Annotated in this window: 19 protein-coding genes and 1 riboswitch; of the genes, 7 read left to right on the top strand and 12 right to left on the bottom strand. The window is 74.4% G+C overall.

Features of this window, described 5'->3' with window-relative positions; genetic code table 11:
* Position 1: 1 nt before the first annotated feature.
* Positions 2-1,096: a bifunctional diaminohydroxyphosphoribosylaminopyrimidine deaminase/5-amino-6-(5-phosphoribosylamino)uracil reductase RibD gene (gene ribD / locus ACIP4O_RS22050; RefSeq protein ID WP_401576734.1), complete on the bottom strand. Its 1,095-nt coding sequence runs from the start codon at positions 1,094-1,096 to the stop codon at positions 2-4.
* A 157-nt stretch (positions 1,097-1,253) separates the two neighbouring features.
* Positions 1,254-1,384, bottom strand: a riboswitch (FMN riboswitch).
* A gap of 115 nt (positions 1,385-1,499) precedes the next feature.
* Here ribD and ACIP4O_RS22045 point away from each other — a divergent pair.
* Positions 1,500-2,396, top strand: coding sequence for an RNA polymerase sigma-70 factor (locus tag ACIP4O_RS22045; RefSeq protein ID WP_401576732.1), 897 nt, complete (start codon positions 1,500-1,502; stop codon positions 2,394-2,396).
* 230 nt (positions 2,397-2,626) lie between these two features.
* Here ACIP4O_RS22045 and ACIP4O_RS22040 read toward each other — a convergent pair whose 3' ends face one another.
* Positions 2,627-3,922, bottom strand: a complete 1,296-nt coding sequence (locus ACIP4O_RS22040; RefSeq protein ID WP_401576730.1) for an ROK family transcriptional regulator — start codon at positions 3,920-3,922, stop codon at positions 2,627-2,629.
* A gap of 106 nt (positions 3,923-4,028) precedes the next feature.
* Between ACIP4O_RS22040 and ACIP4O_RS22035 the strand changes: the two genes are divergently transcribed.
* The gene (locus tag ACIP4O_RS22035; protein WP_401576728.1) at positions 4,029-5,261 is read left to right on the top strand and encodes an MFS transporter; all 1,233 of its coding nucleotides are present in this window, start codon (positions 4,029-4,031) and stop codon (positions 5,259-5,261) included.
* A gap of 90 nt (positions 5,262-5,351) precedes the next feature.
* Here the strand turns inward: ACIP4O_RS22035 and ACIP4O_RS22030 are convergent, their stop codons facing one another.
* On the bottom strand, positions 5,352-5,816 hold the full coding sequence (locus ACIP4O_RS22030) for an acyl-CoA thioesterase (protein ID WP_401576726.1): 465 nt from the start codon (positions 5,814-5,816) through the stop codon (positions 5,352-5,354).
* A 290-nt stretch (positions 5,817-6,106) separates the two neighbouring features.
* On the opposite strand from ACIP4O_RS22030, the gene ACIP4O_RS22025 reads away from it, so the two are divergent.
* Positions 6,107-7,522, top strand: a complete 1,416-nt coding sequence (locus ACIP4O_RS22025; protein WP_401576724.1) for a uracil-xanthine permease family protein — start codon at positions 6,107-6,109, stop codon at positions 7,520-7,522.
* A 66-nt stretch (positions 7,523-7,588) separates the two neighbouring features.
* On the opposite strand, the gene ACIP4O_RS22020 is transcribed toward ACIP4O_RS22025, so the two are convergent.
* Entirely contained in the window at positions 7,589-8,785 is a 1,197-nt protein-coding gene (locus tag ACIP4O_RS22020; RefSeq protein WP_401576834.1) for a glycoside hydrolase family 6 protein, read from the bottom strand.
* Between the two features lie 251 nt (positions 8,786-9,036).
* On the opposite strand from ACIP4O_RS22020, the gene ACIP4O_RS22015 reads away from it, so the two are divergent.
* Positions 9,037-9,789 (top strand): DUF5995 family protein, encoded by a 753-nt coding sequence (locus tag ACIP4O_RS22015; protein ID WP_401576721.1) that lies wholly within the window; start codon positions 9,037-9,039, stop codon positions 9,787-9,789.
* Between the two features lie 22 nt (positions 9,790-9,811).
* On the opposite strand, the gene ACIP4O_RS22010 is transcribed toward ACIP4O_RS22015, so the two are convergent.
* The 5 genes from ACIP4O_RS22010 to ACIP4O_RS21990 form a co-directional block, all read right to left on the bottom strand.
* Positions 9,812-11,503, bottom strand: a complete 1,692-nt coding sequence (locus ACIP4O_RS22010) for a flavin monoamine oxidase family protein (protein WP_401576719.1) — start codon at positions 11,501-11,503, stop codon at positions 9,812-9,814.
* Between the two features lie 29 nt (positions 11,504-11,532).
* Positions 11,533-12,390: a carbon-nitrogen hydrolase family protein gene (locus ACIP4O_RS22005; RefSeq protein WP_401576718.1), complete on the bottom strand. Its 858-nt coding sequence runs from the start codon at positions 12,388-12,390 to the stop codon at positions 11,533-11,535.
* An 85-nt stretch (positions 12,391-12,475) separates the two neighbouring features.
* The gene (locus ACIP4O_RS22000) at positions 12,476-13,396 is read right to left on the bottom strand and encodes a peptidoglycan recognition protein (protein WP_401576716.1); all 921 of its coding nucleotides are present in this window, start codon (positions 13,394-13,396) and stop codon (positions 12,476-12,478) included.
* Between the two features lie 93 nt (positions 13,397-13,489).
* Entirely contained in the window at positions 13,490-13,927 is a 438-nt protein-coding gene (locus tag ACIP4O_RS21995) for an Lrp/AsnC family transcriptional regulator (protein ID WP_164287029.1), read from the bottom strand.
* Positions 13,928-13,937: 10 nt separating this feature from the next.
* Positions 13,938-15,353, bottom strand: a complete 1,416-nt coding sequence (locus tag ACIP4O_RS21990) for an amino acid permease (protein WP_401576714.1) — start codon at positions 15,351-15,353, stop codon at positions 13,938-13,940.
* Between the two features lie 166 nt (positions 15,354-15,519).
* Between ACIP4O_RS21990 and ACIP4O_RS21985 the strand changes: the two genes are divergently transcribed.
* The 3 genes from ACIP4O_RS21985 to ACIP4O_RS21975 are packed head-to-tail and all read left to right on the top strand — an operon-like array spanning position 15,520 to position 17,731.
* Positions 15,520-16,797, top strand: coding sequence for a PP2C family protein-serine/threonine phosphatase (locus ACIP4O_RS21985; protein ID WP_401576712.1), 1,278 nt, complete (start codon positions 15,520-15,522; stop codon positions 16,795-16,797).
* The gene (locus ACIP4O_RS21980; protein ID WP_401576710.1) at positions 16,794-17,339 is read left to right on the top strand and encodes an STAS domain-containing protein; all 546 of its coding nucleotides are present in this window, start codon (positions 16,794-16,796) and stop codon (positions 17,337-17,339) included. The genes ACIP4O_RS21985 and ACIP4O_RS21980 overlap by 4 nt, the downstream gene beginning before the upstream one ends.
* On the top strand, positions 17,339-17,731 hold the full coding sequence (locus ACIP4O_RS21975; RefSeq protein WP_401576708.1) for an ATP-binding protein: 393 nt from the start codon (positions 17,339-17,341) through the stop codon (positions 17,729-17,731). Before ACIP4O_RS21980 ends, ACIP4O_RS21975 begins: the two co-directional genes overlap by 1 nt.
* Before the next feature lie 64 nt (positions 17,732-17,795).
* On the opposite strand, the gene ACIP4O_RS21970 is transcribed toward ACIP4O_RS21975, so the two are convergent.
* The 3 genes from ACIP4O_RS21970 to rpe form a co-directional block, all read right to left on the bottom strand.
* Positions 17,796-19,238 (bottom strand): GuaB1 family IMP dehydrogenase-related protein, encoded by a 1,443-nt coding sequence (locus tag ACIP4O_RS21970; RefSeq protein WP_361328067.1) that lies wholly within the window; start codon positions 19,236-19,238, stop codon positions 17,796-17,798.
* Positions 19,239-19,535: 297 nt separating this feature from the next.
* The gene (locus ACIP4O_RS21965) at positions 19,536-20,576 is read right to left on the bottom strand and encodes a sugar-binding transcriptional regulator (RefSeq protein ID WP_401576706.1); all 1,041 of its coding nucleotides are present in this window, start codon (positions 20,574-20,576) and stop codon (positions 19,536-19,538) included.
* A 295-nt stretch (positions 20,577-20,871) separates the two neighbouring features.
* A complete protein-coding gene (rpe, locus tag ACIP4O_RS21960; RefSeq protein WP_361328061.1) occupies positions 20,872-21,558 on the bottom strand; it encodes a ribulose-phosphate 3-epimerase in 687 nt (228 codons plus the stop codon).
* Between the last annotated feature and the right edge of the window lie 119 nt (positions 21,559-21,677).

Here is a 21,677-nt window from a genome sequence, read left to right as displayed (position 1 = left end):
TTCAGCGCTCCTTGGGTGCGGTGGTGGGAACGGCGGTGATCCGCAGGTCGGGCCCGAGCCGCGTGCTGTCGCGTACGTCGAGCCGCAACGCGGCGGCGAGGGTGGGGATTCCCGCCTCGGTGAGGACGGCGGGCCCGGCGCCGAGCAGGACGGGGGCGAGGTAGCCGACGACGCGGTCGGTGTACCCGGCGGCGACGAAGGACCCGGCGAGCCGTGCGCCGCCCTCCAGGAGGACGCCGCGCACGTCGCGGGCGTACAGCGCGGCGAGGAGCGCGGTGAGGTCGAGCCCGCCGTGCGCGGCGCGCGGCAGGCGCAGCAGTTCGGCCTCGTGCGCGGGCGTCGGGGCGTCGTCGGCGAGGGCGATCAGAGTGGGCGCGGCGTCGTCGAGGACCCGCGCTCCGCTCCGTACCGCCGTGCCCTCGGTGTCGAGGACGACGCGCAGCGGCTGGGGCGCCTCGGGGATGCCGCGGACGGCGAGGTGGGGGTCGTCGGTGCGGGCGGTGCCGGAGCCGACGAGGACGGCGTCGCAGGTGGCGCGCAGGCGGTGGACGTCGGCGCGGGCCTCGGGCGAGGTGATCCAGCGGCTCGTGCCGTCGGCGGCGGCGGTGCGGCCGTCGAGGCTCGCGGCGTACTTCCAGGTGACGTGCGGGCGGCCGAGGCGGGCGGCGGTGAGCCAGGCGGCGTTGACATCGGCGGCCTCGGCCTGAAGGAGCCCGTGCGCGACGTCGACGCCCGCGGCGCGGAGGGTGTCGGCACCGCCGGTGGCCTGGTCGGTGGGGTCGGCGACGGCGTAGACGACGCGGCGGACTCCGGCCTCGATCAGGGCGCGGGAGCAGGGGCCCGTCCGGCCGGTGTGGTCGCAGGGTTCGAGGGTGACGAGCGCGGTGCCGCCCCGGGCCCGCTCCCCCGCCGCGCGCAGCGCGTGGATCTCGGCGTGCGGCCCGCCCGCGCGCTGGTGCCACCCGCTGCCCACGACCTCGCCGGAGGCGTCGAGCACGACGCAGCCGACGACGGGGTTGGGGCGGGTGCGGCCGAGGCCGCGGGCGGCGAGGGCGATCGCCTCGCGCATGGCGGCGGTTTCGGCTGCGGTGGCCACCGGGTCCTCCTGCCTCTCGGGCACGGACTCCGGGGCGCTGTCGCGAGGACAGGCTTGGTACGGGCGCACACGGGCACAGGGAACGCCGGACGCGGACCGGGGGACGCCGAAAAGACGACGGCCCGGCCTACGGCGGCGCACTGCTGCGTGCGACCCGCCGCGCACTGCCTCCCATCCGGACTTTCACCGTCGGTCCAGGAATTCCACCTGGTCAACCGCTCACTGGAAGCGAGCGGGTCGCGGACTGTTACCGCCGGTTCGGAATTACACCGACCCCGGAGTGCGCTGTTGCTGGTACGCGCACCAGTGTGCCACGCCGGGAAGAGGTGCGCGGGGTGGGATGACTCACAGCGAGATCGGGATTACGGGACACGGGGGTCCGCGCGGTGGCACGCTGTGCGCTGTGAGCACGGATTCTGTACGGGAGTTCGAGACGGAGCGGCCGCGGTTGTTCGGGCTCGCCTACCGGATGCTGGGCTCGGCGCAGGAGGCCGAGGACGTGGTGCAGGACGCGTACCTGCGCTGGGCGGGCACGGATCGCGCGGCGGTACGGACGCCCGCCGCTTGGCTCACCACGACGGTGACGCGCCTGTGCCTCACCGTCCTCGACTCCGCGCGGGTACGGCGGGAGCGGTACGTGGGCCCGTGGCTGCCGGAGCCGGTGCTGACCTCGGGCGGGGCGCTCGGGCCGATGGAGAGCGCCGAGCAGCGCGAGGAGGTGTCCTCGGCGCTGCTGCTCCTGCTCGAACGGCTGAGCCCGCCGGAGCGCGCGGTGTACGTGCTGCACAACGCCTTCGGCTACGGCCACCGGGAGATCGCCGCGATCCTCGGCCTCTCCGAGCCGGGCGCCCGCCAGCACCTGCGGCGCGCGCGGGCGAGGCTCGCGGAGGAGCGCGCCCGGTACGCGGTGGAGAGCGAGCGGCAGCGGGCCCTCGTGGAGACGTTCCTCGCCGCCTCGCGCGCGGGCGACGTGAGCGAGCTGGTGTCGCTGCTCGCCGAGGACGTGAGCTGGTGGTCGGACGGCGGCGGCAGGGTGCCCGCGGCCCGGAAGATCGTGGTGGGCCGCGAACCGGTGGCGGGGCTGGTCCGGATGGCGCTGGAGAAGTGGCTCGTGGGAGCGGAGTTCCGGCCCGCGCAGATCAACGGGTCGCCCGCGCTGCTTTTCTTCGCGGACGGGCGGCTCGGCGGAGTCCTGGAGGTCTCGGGCGGGGCGGAGGGGATCACGCAGATCAGGGCGGTGCTGAATCCGGAGAAACTGGGGTATTTGGTGGGGCAGTTGGGGGTGGAGGGGGTGAGCTGACGGGGGGCGCGGGACAGCCCCCTCCCTCCCGGGGGGCGACCCCAATACCATCCTCCCCCAACCCGCCCCCCTCCCCCACCCGATCCGCCCCATCTGTGGATAACTCCCGGAAACCCGTCACTCCTCTCACCCGAAGGAGTGGCGCGATTTTCCCCGGGGCAGCACCCCCGCCCCACACGTGAGAGAGTGCCCGCCCACATCGCCGGATCAGCGCCCCGCCGTGCGCCGCGTCACCCCCCGAACAGCTCCTCCTGCGCGTGGTCCAGCGCCATCAGTAGCGCCCCGCGCAGGACCGCCCCTCCCCCGAGCGCCGTCGCGCGCACCTCCGTCGCGAGCGGGGTCAGGCCGGCGAGGCGGGTCTCCACGCGGGCGGCCAGGTGCGTACCGCCCGCGCGGCCCGTCTCGCCGCCGAGCAGGACGCGGCCGGGGTCGAGGATCGCGACGACGGAGGCGGCGCCGAGGACCAGGTGATCGGCGAGCGCGTCGAGGAAGGCGCCGGCCGCTGCCCGTACCGTCGCGTCCCGCGCCTCCGCGTCGCGGACCGCGCGCCGCACGAGTGCCGCGGCGGGTGGCTCGTGCGGGGCCGCGTCGGCCACGAGGTCGTGTTGCGCGGCGAGTTCCTCGATCGCGGCCGAAGAGGCGAGGGAGTGGAAGCCGCCCTCGCAGCTGTCCCGCCCGGGGAGCGCCCGCGTGCCGGGGACGGGGAGGAAGCCGATCTCACCCGTACCCCCCGAGGCGCCCCGGCGCAGCGCGCCGTCGAGCACGACCGCCGCGCCGACGCCGTGGCCGAGCCACAGGAGCACGAAGGTGTCGCGATCGCGTGCCGCTCCGGCGCGCAGTTCCGCGACGGCGGCGAGGTTGGTCTCGTTCTCGACGAGGACGGTGCCCGCGAAGCGCTCCCGCAGGACGGGCACGAGCGCGCGGTGCCAGGGCGGCAGCCCCGTGCTGTCGCGCAGTTCGCCCGTGCCCGGCGTGACGAGTCCGGGCGCGCCGACGCCCACGGCACGCAGCTCGGGGACCCCCGCGCGGGCCGCCGTGTCCGCGAGGAGGTCCACCGCGCGGGCCACGGCACCCCCGGTGCTCGCGGCGGGGTCGATCGGCGCGGAGGCCTCGGCGAGGGTCGCGCCGAGCAGGTCGGTGACGAGGACGGAGACGCTGTGGGTGCGCACGTCGAGCCCGGCGAGGTGGGCGCGGTCCGCGACGATCCCGTAGATCCGCGCGTTGGGGCCGCGTCTGCGCTGTTCCGAGGCGCCGACGACCTCGATGAGCCCGGCGGCCCCGAGCCGCTCGACGAGGTCGGCGACGCTCGGGCGGGAGAGCCCGGTGAGTTCCTTGAGGCGGGCGGCGGTGAGCGGGCCGTGCTCCTGGAGGAGGCGCAGCGCGAGCCGGTCGTTGAGGGCGCGGGCGGTACTGGGCGAGGCGGGCGCGGGGCGCTTCGCCTCTCCGGGCAGGTCCGGTACGGGTGTCGAGGCGGTCGAGGTGGTCACGGGCTGGTCCCCCTTCCCTCGCGGGTCGGCCTGCATCATAATCATTCACTATCAGGAAGGCTTCCTGATAGTTTCAAGCCTGGCACACAGGAAGTGTTCGACAGCCCTCCGCACCAGCGGTGCGGCGCGGTGCGGGAGGGGCCACATGAGCGAGACGGCGGGAGAGCGGGCCACGGGCGCCGCCGTGGCGGCGGCCGGGGGCGCGGGCGTCGTCCCGGTCGGCGGCTTCGACCGGGGGGCGGTGCGGCGCGCGCGCTGGGCGATCGCCGCGGTCTTCTGCGTGCACGGGAGCGTGACGGGTTCCTTCGCGACCCGCGTGCCCTGGATCAAGGACCACGCGGACATCGGGGCCGGTCAGCTCGGTCTCGCGCTCGCCTTCCCCGCCCTCGGCGCGGCGCTCGCGATGCCGCTCGCGGGCCGCGTCAGCCACCGCCTGGGCTCGCGGAGGGCGCTGCGGCTCCTGCTCGCCGGGTGGACGCTCGCGCTCGTGCTGCCCTCGCTCGCGCCGAACCTCGCGGTCCTGTGCCTCGCGCTCTTCGTGTACGGGGCCTGCTCGGGCATGTCGGACGTCGCGATGAACGCGCTCGGTGTCGAGACGGAGAACCGCTGGGGCAAGTCGATCATGTCCGGGCTGCACGGCATGTGGAGCACGGGGGCGCTGCTGGGCTCGGCGGCGGGGACGCTCGCGGCGCACCTGGGCTCGGACGCGCGGCTGCACCACCTCGTGACGGCGCTCGTACTGACGGCGGCGGGGCTCGTGCTGTGCCGGTGGGTCCTCGACCTGCGCAGCGAGGCGGACGAGCCGGCGCCGCCCCGCTTCGCGCTGCCGCCCCGCTCGGCGCTGCTCATCGGCGCGATCGGCTTTTGCGCGGTCTTCGCGGAGGGGGCCAGCCTGGACTGGTCGGCGGTCTTCCTGCACGGCGAACTCGACACGTCGGCCGGGATCGCCGCCGCCTCCACGACGGCGTTCACCGCGACGATGGCGCTCGCGCGCTTCGCGGGGGACGGGCTCGTGGACCGCTTCGGCGCGAAGCGCGTGGTGCGGACCGGCGGGGTGATGGCCACAGCGGGCGGCCTGCTCGTGGTCCTCGCGGGGAATCCGGTGGCGGCGATGGGCGGCTTCGCGCTCATGGGTCTGGGGATCGCGGTCGTGGTGCCGCTGTGCTTCGCCGCCGCCGGGCGCAGCGGCCCGAACCCGAGCCAGGCGATCGCGGGCGTCGCCACGATCACCTACACCGCGGGGCTCATCGCCCCCTCGGCGATCGGCGTGGTCGCCGACGCGACGAGCCTGGTCGGCTCCTTCGTCCTGGTGACGGTCCTCGCCTTCGGCCTCGTGACCGGCGCGAACGTCCTGCGGGCGGCGGGCGGCAAGAGCTGAGGCAGCCGGGGCTACGGGGGCGGGGCGGACTTCGCGCGGAGCGCGCCGCCCCGCCCCCGTACCTGACCCCACACCCGCGCCCCGCACCGCTCAGGCCGCCCGCAGCAGCCCCCGCGCCTTCGTGCGGAAGTCCTCGCTCCACGGGCGGGGGCGCAGCGTGTCGGGGTCGAGGCGGACCAGGACGCGGTGGCCGCGGGCGTGGGTGCGGGTGCCGTCCGTCGAGCAGTAGCGGAAGCCGTAGGTGAGGCCGGTCGTGCCGAGACGGTCGAGCCAGAGGTGGACGGCGTACTCGCCGGTGAGGGTGACGGGGCTCTCGTAGCCGATAGTGAACTCGCGGACGGCGTTGCAGGCGTCCGCCGCCTCGTGCCAGTCGCCGCGGTACTCCAGCCCGTGCTCGCGCCAGTACGCCGTCCAGGCCCGTTCGACGAGGAGCGGGTAACGGCCGTTGTGGAGCAGGCCGAGCGCGTCGAGGTCGTCGAAGTGCACGTACGAAGGGACGAGCACCCCGTACGGGAGGGAACTGGTTTCGGCCGGGGCGGGGGCTGCGAGCGACATGCGGGGGTGCCTGTTCTGCCAGGGAATCGAACACTTCATCGTAAGCAGGGACAAGTGGCTCTCCACCAGGGGGTTTACCGGGACGAACGCACCCGAGCGGCCTCCCCTCCGCCACTCTCCGCCGCCTCCCCCGCTCCCCTCGGGCCCCCGCGCCGCGTACCGCGCCTGGCGCGAAGCCATCCTTACCTGCCATTAACATGTGCCGGAATCCAGTACGGGAACATCCGTGCGGTCCGTCGCGTGTCCGGCTCGTGCACCGGCGGGGGCTGAGGCGACGAGGAGCGGGACACATGGACTTCGGCGTGCGCTGGAAACTGCACGGGGACGGGCGGACCCCGGCCCCGGGTGCGGTGGTCCGGCCGGACGAACGGCTGAGCTGGCCGCGCACGATCGGGCTCGGCGCGCAGCACGTCGTCGCGATGTTCGGCGCGTCGTTCGTCGCCCCGGTCCTCATGGGCCTCGACCCGAACCTCGCCATCATGATGTCCGGCGTCTCGACGGCGATCTTCCTGCTCGCGACACGCGGAAAGGTGCCGAGCTACCTCGGCTGCTCCCTCTCCTTCGTCGGCGTGGCGGCGGTGATCCGGGCCCAGGGCGGCTCCAGCGCGGTCGTGACGGGCGCGGTCTTCGCCGTCGGCGTGCTGCTCTTCCTCGTCGGGCTCGCGGTGCGGCACTTCGGGGCGCGGATCATCCATGCGGCGATGCCGCCGGTGGTGACGGGCGCCGTCGTGATGCTCATCGGCTTCAACCTGGCCCCCGTCACGGCGTCCACGTACTGGCCGCAGGACCAGTGGGTCGCGCTGCTCACGATGCTCTTCACGGGACTCGCGGTCGTGTGCCTGCGCGGCTTCTGGTCGCGGATCGCGATCTTCCTCGGGCTCGTCTTCGGGTACGTCCTCTCCTGGGGCTTCGACCGGATCTTCGGCCGTATCCACTCGGCGGACGGCAGCGGCAAGACCGTCGACCACTGGCGGCTGAACCTGGACGCGGTCGGCAAGGCCGACTGGATCGGGCTGCCCGACTTCCACGGCCCGCACTTCCAGTGGTCGGCGATCCTCGTGGCGCTGCCCGTCGTGATCGCGCTCATCGCGGAGAACGCGGGGCACGTCAAGGCGGTCGGCGAGATGACGGGCGAGAACCTGGACGACAAGCTCGGCACGGCGATCTCGGCGGACGGCTTCGGCTCGATGCTCTCGACCGCCGTGGGCGGCCCGCCGAACACGACGTACTCCGAGAACATCGGCGTCATGGCCGCGACGCGCGTCTACTCGACGGCGGCGTACTGGGCGGCGGCCGGCTTCGCGCTCCTCTTCGGCCTGTGCCCCAAGTTCGGCGCGGTCGTCGCCGCGGTCCCCGGCGGGGTGCTCGGCGGGATCACCGTCATCCTGTACGGCATGATCGGGCTGCTCGGCGCGCAGATCTGGCTCAGCGCCAAGGTGGACCTGCGCAATCCGCTCAACCTCGTGCCGACGGCGGCGGGCATCATCATCGGCGTCGGCGGTGTCTCGCTGAAGATCTCGGACAACTTCGAGCTGAGCGGTATCGCGCTCGGCACGCTCGTGGTCATCACCGGCTACCACGCGCTGCGGGCCCTCGCCCCGGCCCACCTCAAGACGCAGGAGCCGCTGCTCGACTCGGGAACGTCGTCGTACGACACGTCGGAGGCGGGCGACGGGCAGTCCGCCGACGCCCGCAAGGGCGAGTAGAGCGGGCGTGGCGCACGGCCCCGTACGGGATCTCGTACGGGGCCGCCGTCCGTCCCGGGCCCGTTCTCACCCGCGCAGGAGCGCGTAGGCCGCCTCCGGGCTGAAGGTGCCCGGGGCCGCCGAGCAGCCGTCGGACTCGCCGGGGAGCTTCACCCACAGGTAGGCGTCGATGCGCGCCTGCCCCGTGCGCAGCGTCGGCGGGGTGCCGAGGGCGCGTCCGGCCGGGTCGCACCACGCGCCGCCGGGCGGGGCACCGTTGCCGTTGCGGCTCGTGTCGACGACGGCGCCGAGGCCGGGGGGACCGCCGAGCGCGTCGAGCACGGCGCGGGCGTAGGCCCTCTCGTCGCTGGTGCGGTGGAAGTTGGAGACGTTGGTGAAGACACCGTCCCCGGCGCGTGCCGCGCCCGCCTGGCGCAGGAGGGCGGCGGCGCGGCCGGGTGCCAGCCAGCCGGAGTGCCCGGCGTCGAAGTAGACGCGGGTACGGGGCCCGGCGGCCTTGAGCACGCGCGCGGCGCGCTCCAGCGAGGCGAAGCGGGCGGCGCGGTCCGCGGCCGGGAGGCAATCCGACTGGGCGATCGCGTCGGGTTCGAGTATCACGATGTTCTCGCCCTCGCCGAGGCCGCGCGCGAAGCGGGTGATCCAGTCGTCGTACGCCGCGAGATCGGGTGCCCCGCCCCGCGAGGCGCCGCCGCAGTCGCGGTCGGGCACGTCGTACGCGACGAGGACCGGCACGGCGTCCGCGCGGACGGCGGCGGACGTCACGGCGGCGACGCGCGCGGTGATCGTCCCCGGGCCGTGGTCCGCGAACCAGACGGCGGCGGGGTGGCGCGCGATGCCGTCCTCGATGGCGTCGGCGCGCGGGTCGCCGGGGTGGGCGTCGACCCAGTCGGCCACCTGCGAGTCGGGGAAGCGGAAGAGCTTCCCCGCGCCCGCGCCGGACCCCGCCTCCGTCCCGCTCCCGGCTCCCGTGCGGCTCCCGCGGCCCTTGCCGTCGCCGTCCGGGCCCGCGGGCGTCGTGGGCGCTCCCGGGAGGGACGAGGGGCCCGCAGCGGGAGTACGGGACGCGGCGGACGACCGTGGCGTCGTACGCGGCGAGGGCGGGACGTCAGGGGACGGCGTGGCCGCCGCGGGGGACGAGGGCGCGGGGGCGAGCGAGGGCGCGGGGGCGGTGGCCACGCGCTCGCCGCCGTCCTTGCCGCCGCCCGCCGTGAGCAGGCCTGTCAGGCCGCCCGCGAGGACGACGCACGAGGCGGCGGTGACCATCGCGCCGCGCAGGAGCGCCGGCGTATCGCGCGAGGACCCGGTGCGCGCGCCGGACGCGGGTCCGCCCCGCCCCGTACCCTCCCGTGCCCCGCGCCCCGCGAAGAACCCCTTCCCCGCCGCCCGGTGCCTCGCCCGGTTCCCGCCCACGTGTGCTCCTCCCCCGCCGCGCCCCTGTCCCCCGTGTCCCCCGATGCGGGGACGTGCCCGGCACGGCGGCACGCGCCACAGGCTAGGGCTGGGAGCCTGCTCCCATGGGCCACTCGCAGCAGCCGACCGAAGTGTTCGACGGCGCCGCGCGCCGCGTCGACGAGGGAGTGGACGGTGTCCTCGCCCGGATGCGCGGCCTCGGCTCCCCGTGGCCGGAGCGGGACGGCGTCGCCGTCTTCCACCGCCTCTACACACGCGTCACCGAGGAGGTCGGGCACCTCGTGGACCGGGGCGGATTCCCCGACCGGCGGGCCGCCGTGACGCTCGACGTGCTCTTCGCCGAGCGGTACCTCAGCGCCGTCGAGACCTTCGAGCGGGGTGGCCGCGTCCCCGCCTGCTGGCGACCGCTCCTGCACGCCCGCGACCATCGGGGGGTACGTCCCGTGCAGTTCGCGCTGTGCGGCGTCAACGCGCACATCGGGCACGATCTCGCGCTCGCCGTCGTGGACACCTGCCGTACGCTCGCCTGCGCTCCCGAGGACCTGCGCGACGAGTTCGATCAGGTGGGCGACCTGCTCGCGACGCTGGAGGAACGCGTGCGCGAGGACCTCATGCCGGGCCCCGACCTCCTCGAACGCGCCGAGCCGCTCACGCACCTGGCGGGCGCGTGGAGCATCGAGCGGGCGCGGAGCGCGGCGTGGGTCGCCGCGCGGGCCCTGTGGGCGGTACGGGAGCGGACGGAGGTGGCCGAGGAGCTGCGCGCGAGGCTGGACGAAGGGGTGGGGCTGGTGGGACGGCTGCTGGTGACTCCCCTCGTCCCCGCACGGCCGCGACGCGTCCCCGCACAGCCGCGATGACGCCCCCGGCCACCGGACGGGGTCAGTCCTCCGGCAGTTCCACCGGGGCCAGTTCCCCGAAGCGGTCGCCGGGGCCCGGGTTCGTCGGGTCCGTGCCGCCGCCGAGGTGGTGCATGACGCCCCACACCGCGTTGAGCGCCGTCTGCACCGCGCCCTCCGCCCAGCCCGCCGTCCAGGAGATGTCGTCGCCCGCGAGGAAGAGGCCCCGGCGGTCGGCGGGCAGGTGCTCCTGCGCGAAGTGCGTGAACAGGCGGCGCTGGTAGCGGTAGTGGCCGGGCAGGTTCGCCTTGAAGGCGCCCATGAAATAGGGCTCGTCCTCCCAGGAGACGGTCACCGGGTCGCCGATGACGTGCCCCCGGATGTCGAGGTTCGGGTAGATCTCGCCGAGCGACTTCAGCATGACCTCCATGCGCGCGTGGGCGCTCAGCGGCAGCCACTTGAGGCTGTCGTCGCACCACGTGTACGAGAGGCAGATCGCGGCCGGGCGGTCGGGGCCGTTGTCGAGGAGGTAGGTGCCGCGCGTCATGCGGTCGGTGAGCGTCATCGACATGACGTCGCGCCCCGTCACCGGGTCCTTGTCCTTCCAGAACGGGCGGTCGACGGGCACGAAGAGCTTGCTGGACTCCATGTAGTGGGTGCGCTCGATCGCCGTCCAGTGGTCGATCGGGAACAGGTCGTCGTCGCAGGCGATCTGGGAGAGCAGCATCCAGGACTGCGCGGTGAAGACGGCTGCCTTGTACGTGCGGATGCGCCCGTCCGCGTCGGTCACCGTGATCCTGTTGCCCGCCGTGCGGTGCAGCCGGGTGACGGCGGGGCGCGGTGTGCCGGCGTGCAGCGAGGAGAGCGAGGTGCCGCGCGGCCAGTGCACGAGTTTGTCCGGCTCGCGCTCCCACAGCCGCAGCGGAAGTTGCTGGCTGCCGCCCTTGATGCCCCGGTGGTGGTCGTCGGCCTCGGTGTAGACGACGCGGAGGATCTCCAGGATCGAGTTGGGGAAGTCGGTGTCCCAGCCGCCCGTGCCGAAGCCGACCTGCCCGAAGATCTCGCGGTGCCGGAAGGAGGCGAAGGCCGGTGACTGGCAGAGGAAGCCGTAGAAGGTCTGGTCGTCCAGTTCCCGTACGAGCCGCCCCCACAGCTCGCGGACGCGCGGGATGTCGCGGGTGCGCAGCGCCTCGTTCATCGCGGTGTAGTCGGCACCGTCCTCCAGGCAGCGGCGCCAGGCCTCGGCGACGTCGCGGTAGACCTGCGGCAGGTCCTCGATGGTGCGCGCGTAGTGCGACTCGCCCTTGAGGTCGACGACGGTGGACGGCGTGACGGGCGCGAGGGGGTTGGGGAAGTCCTCCGTCTCCAGGCCGACGAGGTCGATGTAGTGCTGGAGCGCGGTGGAGGAGGGCGGGAAGCGCATCGCGCCGAGTTCGGCGGTGAGTTCCGGGTCGCAGCCCTCGAAGCCGACGGTGCGCAGGCGGCCGCCGAGCTGGTCGGCCTCGTACACGACGGGGCGCAGGCCCATCTTCATCAGCTCGTAGGCGGTGACGAGCCCGGAGAGGCCGCCGCCGATGACGGCGACCTCGGTGCCGTGCTCGGTGGCGGGGACCTGGCCGAGCCCGGCGGGGTGCGCGAGGTGTTCGTCGTAGGGGAAGGGGAAGTCCGGGCCGCACATGGTGATGGGCGGGCGCGCGTCGCCGCCGGGCACGGCGGTGGGCACGGTGGAGGTCATGCGGGGGCTCCCAGGGGTGATGCGAGGGGTCAGCGGTACAGGTCCGTGCGCCGGTCGGCGAGGTACGGGTTGGCCGTGCGAGAGGCGGCGAGGAGGGCCGGATCGGCCTCGGCGAGCAGCAGTTCGGGCCCGGCCCCGGCTCGGGCGGGTGTGGTCCCGTCGGGGGCGGCGAGGCAGCTGAGCCCGACGAAGTCGAAGCCGCCCTCGGGCCCGGTGCGGTTCACGTACGCCACGTAGAGCTGGCTCTCGAAGGCGCGCACGGGCACGAGGGAGCGGGCGACGAAGTCGTACGGGGCGAGCAGCGCGGTCGGCACGAGCAGCACCTCGGTGCCGGCGTCGGCGTGCGCCCGCACGTTCTCGGGGAACTCGACGTCGTAGCAGATCAGCACCCCGAGCCGGACCCCGCGCAGCTCCGCCTGCACGACGGCGCGGTCCCCCGCCGTGAAGACGTCCCGCTCGTAGGGGCCGTAGAGGTGCGTCTTGCGGTACGCGGCGAGCGGGGCGCCGTCCGGGCCGACGAGGAGCGCGGAGTTGTACGTGGCCGAGCCGGCGCGCTCGGGGTAGCCGGCGAGGACGGCGAGGCCGTGGCGGCGGGCGAGGGCGCCGAGTTCCGCCGCGGCTTCGGCCCGCTCCAGGGCGAGGGCGGCCAGCGGGGGCGCGTCGGGCTCGTAGCGGCTGCCCGCGACACCCGCTGCGGGAGAACGGTGCTCGGGCGCGTACCCGCTCAGGAACAGCTCGGGCGCGATAAGGAGGTGCGCGCCGGACGCCGCGGCGCGGGCCGCGAGCGCGTCGAGCGCGTCGAGGTTGGCGCGGACGTCGCCGGGGGTGCCCGAGGACTGGGCGAGCGCCAGGCGCAGCGGTGGGGCGGGCGGGACGGAGGGGGACATGCGGGGCCTTGCGGGAAAAGGTGCCGGGACGCCTAGACGCTACGGGCGCCCGCCCCGGCGCAACAAGACACCATCACCGCCGTCATCACAGCAGGATCTTGCGTCTGCGGGCCCCTGAGCGGTGATTCGTTGCGCCGGGCTCCCGGCGCGGTTCCATCGGGGGCCCGGGGACGCCGTCCTGCCCCCGGTCCGCGGTCTCCGGGCTGCGCGAGGCACGCCGCGCCGCGAGGAGTTTCGCCTTGCCCTGGAGCTTGGCCGCGGCCCGCCGGAACTCCGGCAGCAGGTCCATGAGCGCCTGCCCGGGACAGTCCGTCTCGTACGCCTCGATGTGGCCGAGGACGGTGGGGAGGTTGACGGAGGTGTCCTTCGGGAAGCGGGACTCGCTGTTGGTGGAGACGAGCTGGGTGCGGGCCGCCGGGCTGATCTCGGTGAGGCCGAGCTTCCAGGCGATGATCCGCTCGATCGAGCGCCGCATGGGCGCGGGCACGGGGACTCCGGCGGTGTACGTGCCGATCGCGGCGATCCCCGTCGTGCCCTTGTTGAGGCCGACCGTGTGCGCGCCGATGACCGGTCTGTCGACGCCGCCGAGCCGGCCCTCGAAGATCGTGCCGCAGCGGTCGACGAGGAAGTTGTAGCCGATGTCGCCCCAGCCACGGGCGCTCGCGTGGGCCTGGTAGATGTCGCGGACGTAGGAGGCGCTGTCGGCGCAGGAGTAGCCGTTGGGCGTGTCGGTGTGGTGGATGACGATGGCGTGCACGGAGTCCGCGTAGTGCGGCTTCTGGTCGAGCAGGTGCGGATCGGCGCCCCACCGCGCGCGGCTCACGAAGCGGGGGCGCAGCGCGGCGGCGGCGGGGGGCGGGGTGCTCGCGGCGCTCTCGCTCCCGGTCTCGCGGTTCCCGCCTCCGCCGCCGTCGAAGGCCCCGGACAGCGCGAGACCCAGCACGACGGCCGCCACCACGAGGACCGCGGCGGCGGAGACAAGAGCGGAACGAGGCTTGGTGATCATCTCCCGACCACCTTGCGCGCCCATACCGGCGCAGGCGCGCATTAATGGTCCGAGAGTGAACAAAACCCCCCGAAAAGAGGCCGCGAACGGCCCTCAGCCCGCGCGGCGCAGCAGCGGCGAGAGCACGAGCACGGACTTGGTCCGCTCGACGAAGGGCTCCCCCGCGATCCGCTCCAGCACCCGCTCGAAGTGCTCCATGTCCGCGGCGAAGACCTGCACGACGGCGTCGGCCTCGCCGGTCACGGTCGAGGCCGAGACGATCTCCGCGTAGCCTTCGAGGCCCTTGCGGATCATCTCGGGCGTCGTCTGCCGCCGGCAGTACAGCTCGATGAGGCCCTCGGTGCGCCGCCCCCGTACGGCGGGATCGACGCGCACCGTGAAGCCCTGGATCGCGCCGCTCGCCCGCAGCCGGTCGACGCGGCGTTTGACGGCGGGGGCCGAGAGCCCCACGCGCTGGCCGATGTCGGCGTAGCTGCGCCGCGCGTCCGAGGTCAGCTCGCGCACAATCCGTTCGTCGAGTTCGTCCAGCACCGTGCTTCGTTCACTTCTTCCCGGGGGGCGTGTCGGCGGCGAGCCGGGAGTGCCGGACGCCGTACCCGAAGTAGACCACGAGCCCCAGGACCATCCAGCAGCCGAAGACGAGCCAGGTCACGGGCGACAGGCTCGTCATCAGCCACAGGCACAGCCCCAGCCCGACGGCGGGCAGGAGGGGCGAGAAGGGGACCCGGAACGTGCGCCGCATCCCGGGTCTGATCCGGCGCAGCACGACGACGGCGACGTTGACGAGCCCGAAGGCGAAGAGCGTACCGATGCTCGTGGCGTCGGCGAGCTGACCGAGCGGGACGACGGCGGCGAGCAGCCCGCAGAAGGCGGCGACGAGCAGGGTGCACACGCGCGGGGTGCCGCTCGCGGCGTGGACGCGCGAGAAGATGCGGGGGATCAGGCCGTCGCGGGACATCGCGAAGAGGATGCGGGTCTGCCCGTACAGCACCGTGAGGACGACGGAGGCGATGGCGACGACGGCGCCCAGCGAGAGCAGGACGGGCCACACGTCCTGCCCCGTGAGGTCGCGCGTGATCCCCGCGAGGCTCGCCTCCGAGCCCGCGAAGTCCCGCCAGGGCCGCGCCCCCACGGCGACGAACGCCACGAGGACGTACAGCGCCGTGACGAGCCCGAGCGAGAGGATGATCGCGCGCGGCAGGTCGCGCCGCGCGTCGCGCGCCTCCTCGCCCGCCGTCGACGCCGCGTCGAAGCCGATGTACGAGAAGAAGAGCGTGCCCGCCGCCGCGCTGACCCCGCTGACGCCGTACGGGGCGAAGTCCGCGAAGTGCGCCGAGCGGAAGCCCGTGACGCCGATGCCGCAGAAGAGCAGGAGCGCGGCGATCTTGACGCACACCATGACGGTGTTGGCGCGCGCCGACTCGCGGGCGCCGCCGAGGAGGAAGGCGAGGGCGAGGAGGACGACGGCGAGCGCGGCGACGTTGACGACGCCGCCGTCGCCCGGGGGCGCCGAGAGCGCGGCGGGGAGCGTGACGCCGAGCGTGCCGTCGAGGAACTCGTTGACGTACTGGCCCCAGCCGACCGCGACGGCGGCGACCGAGACCCCGTACTCCAGGATCAGGCACCAGCCGCAGACCCAGGCGACCAGCTCCCCGAGCGTCGCGTAGGCGTAGGTGTACGAGGAACCGGCGACGGGGATGGCGCCCGCGAGTTCCGCGTAGCTCAGCGCGGAGAAGAGCGCCGTGAACCCGGCGAGGACGAACGAGACGACGACGGCGGGACCGGCCTTGGGCACCGCCTCGCCGAGCACGACGAAGATGCCTGTGCCGAGCGTGGCGCCGACGCTGATCATGGTGAGCTGCCACAGGCCCAGCGAGCGGCGCAGCCCGCTGTCGTCCCCGCCGAGCCGGTCGACGGGCGTGCGGCGGGCCAGGGCGGTGGCATCGGGCAGGGGCACGGGGCTCTCCTCGGGTGGGGACGCGGGCGCACGCGCGCAGGGGGACGGTACGGGCCCGGGGGCGGCTTGCCGCCGAAGGCGCTCCGCGACCCCCGGAAGGTGGGAGCATGGACACGAGGGCGCGGGGTATCCGCTGACCTGGTTCTGTCCCCATGAGGGAAGACGGGTGAACGAGAGGGTGAGCGAGACGAGCGGCGGCGAAAGACACACGACCGGCACCCGGGCCCGGGTCCCGGCCTCGCGGCGCGCCGTCCCGGGCCCGCGCTCCACGCACCGCTCGCTGCCGGACCTGGAGGACGCCCTGCGGCTGCTCGCCCAGGAGTGGCGGCTGCCCGTGGAGCTGCGCGGCAGGCTCACGCAGTCGGTCGCCGCGGTCGCCGGGCCTCCGCTGCGCGAAGGACGCAGCGTGACGCTCGCGACGCGGCGCGGGGCGCGCGAACTGACGGTCGAGCTGCGCCCCGCCGCGCTCGCCCCCGACGAGACCCCGGCGCTGCCGCCCGAACCCGCGGGACGCGGGGCCCGCTGGCGCCTCGTCCGCCCCTGCGAGGAGGACGGCCAGGCGAGCGAGGGGAGCGCGCGCGAGCTGCTCGCCGAGGAGCTGCGCGAGGCGCGGGCGCGGATCGCCGAACTGACCGACGACCGGCAGCGGCTCACGCAGGAGCTGGCCGAGACGAACAGCGGGGTCCTCGCCCTCTACGTACAGCTGGAGGAGCGCGACGAGCAGCTGCGCCGGGCGCACGGGCAGACGCTGCGCGAGCTGGAGGACGCGCTGCGCCCGCCGCCGGTCGCCGTCCCCGGACTGGAGATGGCGATCCACTACGCGCCCGCCGACACGGACGCGCCGACCGGGGGCGACCTCTACGACTGGTTCCGGCTGCCGGACGGCACTGTCCACATCACGGTCGTGGACGCGCTGGGGCACGGCGTGACGAGTACCCGCAGCGCGCTCAACGTGACGCACGCGGTGCGCACCCTGGCCCTGGAGGGCCACCCCCTCGGCCAGATCGTGGGCCGCACCGACGAGATCCTGCTCCCCTTCGACCGCGAGCTGATGGCGACGGTGCAGCTCGTGCGGATCGACCCGGTGACGGGTGTCGTGCGGATCGCGAACGGCAGCCATCCACCCGCGCTCGTGGCGCGGGCGGGCGGCGCGACGGAGTACCTGGAGGTGCGGGGCAGGGGCATCGGCTATCCGCTGCCGGGCAGCGAGCGGGTGCGCGAGGACGCGCTCGGTCCCGGGGACCTGCTCGTCCTCTACACGGACGGCCTCACCGAGTCGCGCCGCGACCCGCGCGACGGCGAGCGCCGCCTCGCCCTCGCCGCCGCGCGGCACCGGGGGCTGCCCACCGAGGAGGTCCCCGGAGCGCTCGCCGCCGAGATGCACACGGTGATCCTGCACCCCGACGACACCCTCGCCCTGACCGTCCGGAGGACCGGCGCATGAACGACCCCCTCGCCGGCACGGAGCCGGTGGCCGACGTGCCCGACCCCGTCGGCACACGGCGGAAGCCCGCACTCTCCGGCGAGGCGCCCTTCGCGGGAGCGCCCACCGCCGGAGCGCCCTTCACCGGAGCGCCCTTCACCGGAGCGCCCTTCACTGAGACGCCCTCCACCACAGCGTCCCCGGCCGAAGTCCTCTGCGCCGAAGCGCCCGTCGCGGAGGGCCCCTCGCGTCTGCGGGTCGCGCTGAGCGAACGCCCCGAGCGGGTCCTCGTCGAGATCGACGGGGTGCTCGACTACGAGACCGAGGGCCGCCTGCGCGGGGCGCTCGACGGGGTCGCGGCGAAGCCGGGGCGGCGGTTCCTGCTCGATCTCTCGCGCGTCGGCTACCTCGACTCGGGCGGCATCGGCGCGCTGCTCGCCATACGCCGGGGGGTGCTCTCGCGGGGCGGCGAACTCGCCGTCACCGAGGTCTCCCCGATGGTCGCGCGGCTGCTGCGGATGACCGGCCTGGACGAAGTGCTGCTCCCAGGGACCGGCTGCTGATGCCCGCGACGCCGCGCCTGCTCGTTCTGGAGGGCTCGCACGTGAGCAGTGCGGCGGCCAGGGAGGCCGCGAGCGGATTCGTCGCCGGGGTGTGCCCGTGGGCGGACGTCGAAGCGGTCGTCCTCGTCGTCGCCGAACTCGTCGCGAACGCCTCGCGCCACACCGAGGGCCCCTGGCGGCTGTCGCTGTGGGCGTACCACGGGGAGCTGCGGGTCGGCGTGGAGGACACGAGCAGCGCCCCGCCGGTGCCCCGCGCCCCGGACCTCGCGGGCGGCGGCGGCTTCGGCTGGCACCTGGTGCAGAAACTGGCGGGCGGGGTGAGCGTCCTGCCGCTCCCCGAGGGCAAGCGCGTGGAGGCCCGCTGGCGGCGCGGGAGCTCCGAGGTGGCGTGAAGGCGGTACGGGGACGGGGCGGCCCTCGCGCCGAGAGCCGCCCCGTCCCCGTACGCCCCGCGCCTCAGCTCCAGCTGGAGTGGAGCGGCTTGCCCTCCGCGTAGCCGGCCGCGCTCTGGATGCCGACGACGGCACGCTCGGCGAACTCGGCGAGGGTGGCGGCGCCCGCGTAGGTGAAGGCGGAGCGGACCCCGGCGATGATCGAGTCGATGAGGTCCTCGACGCCGGGCCGTGCCGGGTCGAGGAACATCCGCGAGGTCGAGATGCCTTCCTCGAAGAGCGCCTTGCGAGCGCGGTCGTAGGCCGATTCCTCGGAGGTGCGGTTGCGCACGGCGCGCGCCGAGGCCATGCCGAAGGACTCCTTGTACAGGCGCCCGTCGGCGGCCTGCTGGAGGTCGCCCGGGGACTCGTACGTACCGGCGAACCAGGAGCCGATCATGACGTTGGAGGCGCCGGCCGCGAGGGCCATGGCGACGTCGCGCGGGTGGCGGACACCGCCGTCCGCCCACACGTGGCGGCCGTACTTGGCGGCCTCGGTGGCGCATTCGAGCACGGCGGAGAACTGCGGGCGGCCGACGCCCGTCGCCATCCGCGTCGTGCACATCGCGCCCGGGCCCACGCCGACCTTGATGATGTCGGCGCCGGCCTCGACGAGGTCGCGCACGCCCTCGGCCGCGACGATGTTGCCCGCGACGATCGGGACCCGCGGGTCCAGGGCGCGCACGGCACGCAGCGCGGCGATCATCGACTCCTGGTGACCGTGCGCGGTGTCGACGACGAGCGTGTCGACCCCGGCGTCCAGGAGCTGCTTGGCCTTCCCCGCGACGTCGCCGTTGATGCCCACGGCGGCGGCGACGCGCAGCCGGCCCGAGGCGTCGGTGTTCGGCGTGTAGAGGGTGGCGCGCAGGGCGCCCGTGCGGGTGAGGATGCCGGTGAGGCGGCCCTCGGTGTCGACGGCGGGCGCGTAGCGCCGGTTGGCGGCGTCCAGCTTGTGGAAGGCGTCGCGCGGGGCGATGCCGTCGTCCAGCAGGAGCAGATCGCGGGACATGACCTCGGAGAGCTGCGTGAAGCGGTCGACGCCGCTGAGGTCCTGGTCGGTGACGACGCCGACGGGGCGGCGTTCGGCGTCCACGACGACCCCGGCGTTGTGCGCGCGCTTGGGCAGCAGCGACAGGGCCTCGCCCACGGTCTGGTGGGGTTCGAGGACGATCGGGGTGTCCAGGACGAGGTGCCGCCGCTTGACCCAGGAGGTGACGTCGGCGACGACCTCGATCGGGATGTCCTGCGGGATGACGGTGAGACCGCCGCGCCGGGCGACGGTCTCGGCCATGCGGCGGCCCGCGATCGCGGTCATGTTCGCGACGACGAGGGGGATCGTCGTACCGGTCCCGTCGGGGGCCGCGAGGTCCACGGCCATGCGGGAGCCGACCGCCGAACGGCGCGGGACCATGAAGACGTCGTCGTACGTGAGGTCGTGGCTCGGCCCGAGGTCGTTGAGGAATCGCATTCTGGCTCTCTCACCTGCTGTTCGTCCGCTGCCGACAGTGGTCGGCGGGGTGGGGAGTATGCGCAGTGCGTGGTGGCCGGGCAGTGGCTCCTCTGTCCATCCTCGCTGATCAGAGGGGGCACTGACCAATGACGGCCACCGAATGTGGAGCTTTCCCCGAAGGCGGGGGCGGCATGCGGACAACGGCGTGGTGGGTTCGTACGAGGGGCGGGGCGCGCGGGAAGCCGGTACGGGGGCCGTACGCGGGAAGCCGGCCGCCCCGGGGGGTGACCGGCTTCCGTTCCGCCCGCGGAGGCCTCAGTCGTCCGGGTCCGCCCGGTCGAGTGCCGGGCGGGGCTGCTCGCCCGCCGTGAGGAGGTAGTCGGCGGCGGCCGTGTCCGTGACGAGGCTCGTCACGAGCCCCGAGCGCAGCACGGCGTCGATCGCCGCCGCCTTGCGGTGCCCGCCCGCGATCGCGACGACCTCGGGGATGCGCCGCAGCCGCTCCGGCTCGACGGTGATGCACCGCTCGCCGAGGTCGCGGCCCACGCGCCGCCCGCGCGCGTCGAAGAGGTGCGCGGACATCTCCGCCGCGACGCCGAGCGAGGCGTAGTGGCGGCGCTCCTCCTCGCCGAGCATGTCGTGCACGGTCGAGACGCCCGGTTCCCAGGAGCCGATCGAGACGGCGGCGACGGTGACCTTGTCGAAGTAGTCGAAGGCCCGCGAGATGCCGGTCTGGCTGCGCAGCGCGGCGGCGGTCGCCGGGTCGGGCAGCAGCATCGGCGCGTAGATGGGGTGCGCCTCGCCGCCGGAGACCTGCGCGGCGCGCCGGACCGCCTCGACGGAGCCGCGCTCGGCGGTGCCCGCGTCGTAGACCCCGGTGAGCTGCACGACGGTGCACGGGGGCAGCGTGTGCAGCGCGGTCGCCATGTGGATGGTGGAGCGGCCCCAGGCGAGGCCGAGGACGTCGCCCTCGTGGACGAGTTCGCCGAGGAGGTCGGCGGCGACCTCGCCGAGGTTCTCCGGGTCGGGCGAGTCGTCGGCCTCGGCCGGTGACTCGACGACGACGGCGTGCCGCAGCCCGTAGCGAGCCCGCAGGGCGTCCGAGCGCTCGGCGTCGAGCTCGGCGGGGACGCGGATCTCGATGCGGACGAGATCCCGGTCGAGGGCGGTCTCCAGGACCCGGGCCACCTTGAAGCGGCTGACGCCGAACTCCTCGGCGATCTGGATCTTGGACTTGCCCTCCAGGTAGAAGCGGCGGGCCATGGCCGCCGCCTGGACCAGCTCTGCGGGTCCCATCCGCATGGCTGCCCGACCCGCCGACGTCGCGGACACGGCGCTCTCCTCACTGCTGTACATACTCCGGACTCGCCGTTCATCCTCGCAGACGCGACGGTGCGTGCTCAGCCCCGCGGCCTCCGGTTCACGGAGCCGATGCCCAGTCGTATCCCGGTGTCCGCCCGGATCGGTCCCGGGCGGCTCCTTGTCTCCCTCTGTGTCCGGGTGTGCGGTCCCGGGCACGGTGTCTGGGGTGCGGTCCCGGACGGCTCTCCTCTCGCGGCCCGGTTGCCGCCCGGGCCTCTCGCGGCCCGGTTCCCCGTCCGGGCCCTCTCGCGGCCGGTCCCCGTGCGCGGGGACCGGTGTCTCGCGCGGCTCAGGCCCCCGTGGCCCACCCGGCCCTCGCGTGCGCCGTCTCGGCCTGCCCGCGCAGGCCCCGTACCGCCGCGGCCGGGTCCTTCGCCCCGTAGACGGCGGACCCCGCGACGAAGACGTCGGCGCCCGCCTCGGCGCAGCGCTCGACGGTCTCGGCCGAGACGCCGCCGTCGACCTGCACCCAGAGGTCGAGGCCGTGCTTGGCGACGAGCTGACGGGTGCGGCGGATCTTGGGCAGCATGATGTCGAGGAACGCCTGCCCGCCGAAGCCCGGCTCGACCGTCATGATCAGCAGCATGTCCAGCTCGGGGAGCAGGTCCTCGTACTGTTCCACGGGGGTGGCGGGCTTGAGCGCCATGGAGGCGCGGGCGCCCTTGGCCCGGATCTCCCGGGCGAGGCGGACCGGTGCGGCGGCGGCCTCGGCGTGGAAGGTGACCGAGCCCGCGCCCGCCTCGACGTAGGCGGGCGCCCAGCGGTCGGGCTCCTCGATCATCAGGTGGCAGTCCAGCGGCGTGTCCGTGGCCTTCGCGAGCGCCTCGACGATCGGGGTGCCGAGGGTCAGGTTCGGGACGAAGTGGTTGTCCATGACGTCCACGTGGAGCCAGTCGGCGCCCTCGACTGCCTTCGCTTCCTCGGCGAGGCGCGCGAAGTCCGCGGACAGGATGCTGGGGTTGATCTGCACGGCCATGGCCCAAGCCTGCCATGGTTTCGTGCCCTGGCTCACACCCGGGCCCTTCTTGTGCCGCTTCGCCGGTGAGCCGGGGTCGCGCGCCGATGGGTTTCCCGCGTCAGGCTGGTCTTCGATGC

The organism is Streptomyces sp. NPDC088923, from assembly GCF_044749745.1.
In the GTDB taxonomy this organism is placed as follows: Bacteria; Actinomycetota; Actinomycetes; order Streptomycetales; family Streptomycetaceae; genus Streptomyces.
Note: the sequence above shows the minus strand (reverse complement) of the source record. Positions and strands in the feature narration are given on the sequence as shown.